The sequence below is a fragment of the Paraburkholderia piptadeniae genome (genome assembly GCF_900007165.1).
Classification (GTDB): domain Bacteria; phylum Pseudomonadota; class Gammaproteobacteria; order Burkholderiales; family Burkholderiaceae; genus Paraburkholderia; species Paraburkholderia piptadeniae.
Genome location: NZ_CYGY02000134.1, coordinates 1 through 4,142 on the forward strand (window position 1 = coordinate 1; position 4,142 = coordinate 4,142).

General features: G+C 60.5%; 6 protein-coding genes. 4 read left to right on the forward strand and 2 right to left on the reverse strand.

Translation table 11 applies throughout. The features are described from left to right. Positions 1–257, reverse strand: a 257-nt coding sequence (locus BN2476_RS42500; protein ID WP_143811209.1) for an antirestriction protein, incomplete at its 3' end; no start/stop codon positions are given. Positions 258–538: 281 nt separating this feature from the next. Here BN2476_RS42500 and BN2476_RS50060 point away from each other — a divergent pair. Continuing rightward, the gene (locus tag BN2476_RS50060; protein WP_407670902.1) at positions 539–1,210 is read left to right on the forward strand and encodes a ParB/Srx family N-terminal domain-containing protein; all 672 of its coding nucleotides are present in this window, start codon (positions 539–541) and stop codon (positions 1,208–1,210) included. On the opposite strand, the gene BN2476_RS42510 is transcribed toward BN2476_RS50060, so the two are convergent. Next, complete coding sequence (locus tag BN2476_RS42510) at positions 1,196–1,720, reverse strand: hypothetical protein (RefSeq protein WP_227747145.1); 525 nt, start codon at positions 1,718–1,720, stop codon at positions 1,196–1,198. The genes BN2476_RS50060 and BN2476_RS42510 overlap by 15 nt on opposite strands. A 329-nt stretch (positions 1,721–2,049) precedes the next feature. Between BN2476_RS42510 and BN2476_RS42515 the strand changes: the two genes are divergently transcribed. The 3 genes from BN2476_RS42515 to BN2476_RS49015 form a co-directional block, all read left to right on the forward strand. After that, positions 2,050–2,304, forward strand: coding sequence for a hypothetical protein (locus BN2476_RS42515; protein ID WP_087740125.1), 255 nt, complete (start codon positions 2,050–2,052; stop codon positions 2,302–2,304). Positions 2,305–2,306: 2 nt separating this feature from the next. Continuing rightward, positions 2,307–2,672 (forward strand): plasmid mobilization protein, encoded by a 366-nt coding sequence (locus BN2476_RS42520; RefSeq protein ID WP_087740126.1) that lies wholly within the window; start codon positions 2,307–2,309, stop codon positions 2,670–2,672. 198 nt (positions 2,673–2,870) lie between these two features. Beyond that, positions 2,871–4,142 (forward strand): relaxase family protein (locus BN2476_RS49015; RefSeq protein ID WP_235851223.1); only part of this gene is annotated, 1,272 nt, incomplete at its 3' end.

Here is a 4,142-nt window from a genome sequence, read left to right on the forward strand (position 1 = left end):
ATGTCGCTGTAGCCGTTCAGGTGCCGGCGCACATGCACGCGCGCCGAGTCAGCCGGGGCCATGTAGAAGCCGCCATTGGACAGCGTGAAGAAGTGCCACAGGCCGCCCTGGTAGCTGCGGCACAGGCGGGCCGCCCAGTCGTACAGCAGTGATTCACCGGCCAGGTAGTGGCAGCCGAGAAAGCGCGGCAGGACGTTCAGGCGCAGTTCATCGGGGACGACGGCAGACGCAATAGGGGTTTCAGCTTCAGTGGTCATCGGAGATCTCCGGGTAGACACCCGAGGCGGGCTGCCTGGGTTATCTGAGTACCATTGTAGGGCACTACGCCCTATATAACAAGGAAAATCGGTTGTCATGTAGGGGTATATGCCCTAGCGTGTCGGTGCGGCCGGGCATCCCGCTCGGGCCGCTAACCGGAGGAAACTCTGATGCAAACTGTCTCTGAACATAAGGTTGTGCGCACAACTATTAAATACGCGCCCTATTCGCGGTTGATCCTCTCTCCCCTGAACGCAAGAAAGCGCCGACCGGGATCGAGGTGCTCGCCGAAACGATTGCAGGGCCTGGGCTGATGCAGAACCTCCTTGTGCACGAGATCAAAGGGCGCGGGAAATTGCCGAAACTTAGCGTGTGCGCGGGGCAGCGGCGGCTCGCCGCGCTCGATCTGCTGTTTTCCCAGGGCCGTATTACGACGGACTACCAGGTGCCGATGCTGGTCGTGAGCGACGGCGAAGCTTTGCAGACGGCTCACCGCGCACCGGACGGCTGCGGTGCAGGCGGAACTGATGACGCGGTCCAACGTGGCGCTCGCAGTGCTGATGGTCCGAATGGTCCCAGTCGTGTTCGAGGAAGTCTATTTGCGGCAGTTCGCGGAGCATGCAATCCGGATCGACATACACACGTAACGCGATGCGCTGGTGTCGAACGCCGACGACATGGCGGAGAGCGTCGCCTGGAAGGTGAGCCTGCAGAAGCCGTCGGTCCTTCACCCCGGCGGCTCTTTGCTGTGGGAGTGGGAGAAAAGAGGTACGGGACCGCACGCCGGGTTGACCGGGCTCCTCTGCAATGCTTGTTGGCCTGTGTGCACAAGTATGCGTGTTGCGCGCGCCGCGCGCCCGTATCGAGGGCCACGACGACCCATGCAGGATGCATGGAGAGAGGCCCGACTCGGCGCAACGCGGCAGTGCGGTACGGCTCAGCGCCTGGGTGATCTGCCGTATTTGCGTGCTATTTCATCGAGTCTAGTGCTGGAAAGCAGCGGCTGGTCGTATTGCTGCGCTTCGAGCTTGATCAACTGCATGCGCGACAGGTGCGGGTTTTCGGCAGCGAGTTCATCGAGCGTCCTGATACCCGCGCGAGGCGAGCAAGTGGAAGACGTGGAGGCGTGCGACGCGGGTGCTACCTGCCTGACAGGGGCGGCGGGCGCAGGGGTGGGTGCGGGCGATGCAGGACGGCTGAACGGCGCATGTGTGCGGTTTGGTGCACATCGGCCGAGGCGCTTGCGGATGCGGTGCAGGGCGTTGTCGAAAACGGGGAGACTCATGGTGAGGCCGCGCTTTTGCAAACGTGCGTGGAGTTCGCGCCTGGAGACGCCGCGCGCCATGGCGGCATCGATCTGGTCGATCAGACCGGCAAGCTGCGCGGTTTCGGAGCGGGTGGTGCTGGTTGCGGGCGCATCGAGCAGGTCTTCGACAACGGCGGCGAGGTCGGTCAGCGGCATGGCGAGGTCTGCGAATAGTCAACGCTGACTGATGGTGCTACAAAAGCGCTAAATAGTCAAAAATGCGTGGTGAGTAAAGCTTTAGTTATGCGAATTGATGCTTGAAACGTGCAATATCGATGCTACAGTGTTTGCCATGCAGTGTCGGTGCGAGGCACGTCGGATATGTTTACGGATCGCTACGCGCTTCGTAAAATATCTCGTGCCAAAGGGGCAAGGCCCCTTTGCAACCCCGACGCGGGCCACGGCACCGCGTCAATCGCGCCAACGAGTCTGTCGGCAACATTCAGCACTGCCTGGTATGCAATACGAATAGGAGGCGCTTTCCTATGATTCCGACCAGCGAGTGGGTGATCCAGCGTGTGATGAAGCCGAGCGGCTTCGCGTGCAACATGCGGTGGCAGTATCTGCCGTGGGCGGGTTATACACATCCCATGACGGGCGATCAGGCGATGCGCGCGTTATGCGAATGCGGAGCGCACTGGCCGACGTATGAGTTCCGCGCGCATCCGATTGACGGCGACATGACTCGATTCGATCTGCCAGGGCAGTCGGCAGACTGGACGCATCCCGTGGGGCTCTGATCATGCCACGCAAAAAGAGCAACGATGGAGCAGGGCTCGGCAAACCGATTGCGTTTCGCTTGTCGGATGCGGATCGTGCGGTCTATCTTGAGAAGGTGAACCGGAGCGGGCTGACGCAGTCGGAATTTTTCCGGCAGGCGGTGCTCACTAACCGGACGCAGGTGATCGCACGACCGGTGGCCAGTGCGGACCGTAAGCGCCTGCTCTATATCTTCAACAAGACGAGCAACAATCTGAACCAGATCGCGCATCGCGCGAACTCGGAACACCTGAGCGGTGATCTGTCAGAAGCGACCTACGAGCAGCTGCTCACGCAACTGCAGATGATCTCGCGCTATCTGAAAAACACGCTCGAGAAAGTGGACTGACCGGATACGGATACAGGTACGGAAACAAGCGGACATGGACATCGATCGCATAGGTCAACCAATCGTCGTCACGCCGACGACGCCACTGTGCGTCGAGCGACATAGCGAGGCCATGCGACCGTCACCCATCGTGCATGAATACTGCTGCTTCGCATTTCGCGATCGTCGTTCTGATGTGCGCCACAGTGAGGGTGAGCGATGCTGATCCGGGTTCGCGGTTATCACGACGGCATCAAGGCCTATCTTGAAGACGGCCAGAAGCAGGACCGTGATTTCGAGCGCGACGAGATGGATGAGCGCGTGATCCTCGCAGGGGATCTGACGCTAACAAACGACATCATCCAGTCGATGGATACGACAGCCGAGCGCTATATCAACGTGACGCTTTCGTTCAAGGAGGACGAGGTTTCACGTGAGGTACTCGCGGACATCGTGCGGGAGTTTGAAGCCTTCGCCTTTGTTGCTTACCGGCCCGACGAATACAACTTCTATGCGGAAGCGCATGTTCCACGGCTCAAGAGCTACGCTGACCGGCGCAGTGGCGAGCTGGTTGAACGCAAGGTACATCTTCATGTCGTGATCCCTGAAGTGAACCTGCTGACCGGGCATCGGCTGGAGCCGTTCGGCAAGGTCGACCGGCATCACCGGTTCCTCGAAGCATTCCAGGAACATATCAACGCGAAATACGGACTGGCGAGTCCGAAAGATAACCGCCGTGTGCAGTTCACCGATGCGTCGGAAATGATCAGCCGGTACAAGGGCGACGTATTCGAGCCGATGAACCGCGAGCTGAAGGCCACGATCCTCGAGGCGCTGATGTCGCGTGACATCACCCGTTATGAAGATTTCCGGGCGATGCTCAACGAGTTCGGCGCAACACGCACCCGCAACGCGGGTCGCGACGGTGAGTACGAAAACGTCAAGCCGCCCGGTGCGGCGAAGGGCGTCAATCTCAGGGAATTCGTGTTTTCGCGCGAATTCATCGAACTCGGTTCTGACGGCAAGCGTGACGCGCTCGACCGGAACGTGCATGCCGAGTACATCGAACCGGGCGTACCGCGTGCGACGCAGCAGCACTATCTCGATGCGCTGTATGAGTGGACTGACACGCGCGCACGGGAGATCAAGTATCTCAATAGCGGTAGCAGCTTCTACAAGACGTATCAGGCCGCGTCGCCGACTGAGCAGCGGCGCATTCTCGAGCATCGCGAACAGCGGTTCTATGACGCAGCAGGAGGACTTGATGAGCGGACAGGACGAAGCAGTGGTGGACCAGGAGACTGGCGAGATTGGGAGCGGCGGTGGCAACACGGGCGGGACCCGCAGTGGCGCGGGCCGCTCGCGGAACACGAACGCAGGGACCCGTGGCGAAAGTGGAGAAGGGGAGCGGATCACGACCTTGACGCTCGCCTCGATCGACCCGGCCCGTCGTCCCGATCCGCACACGGTATGCGAGGTGTGCCCGGCCGC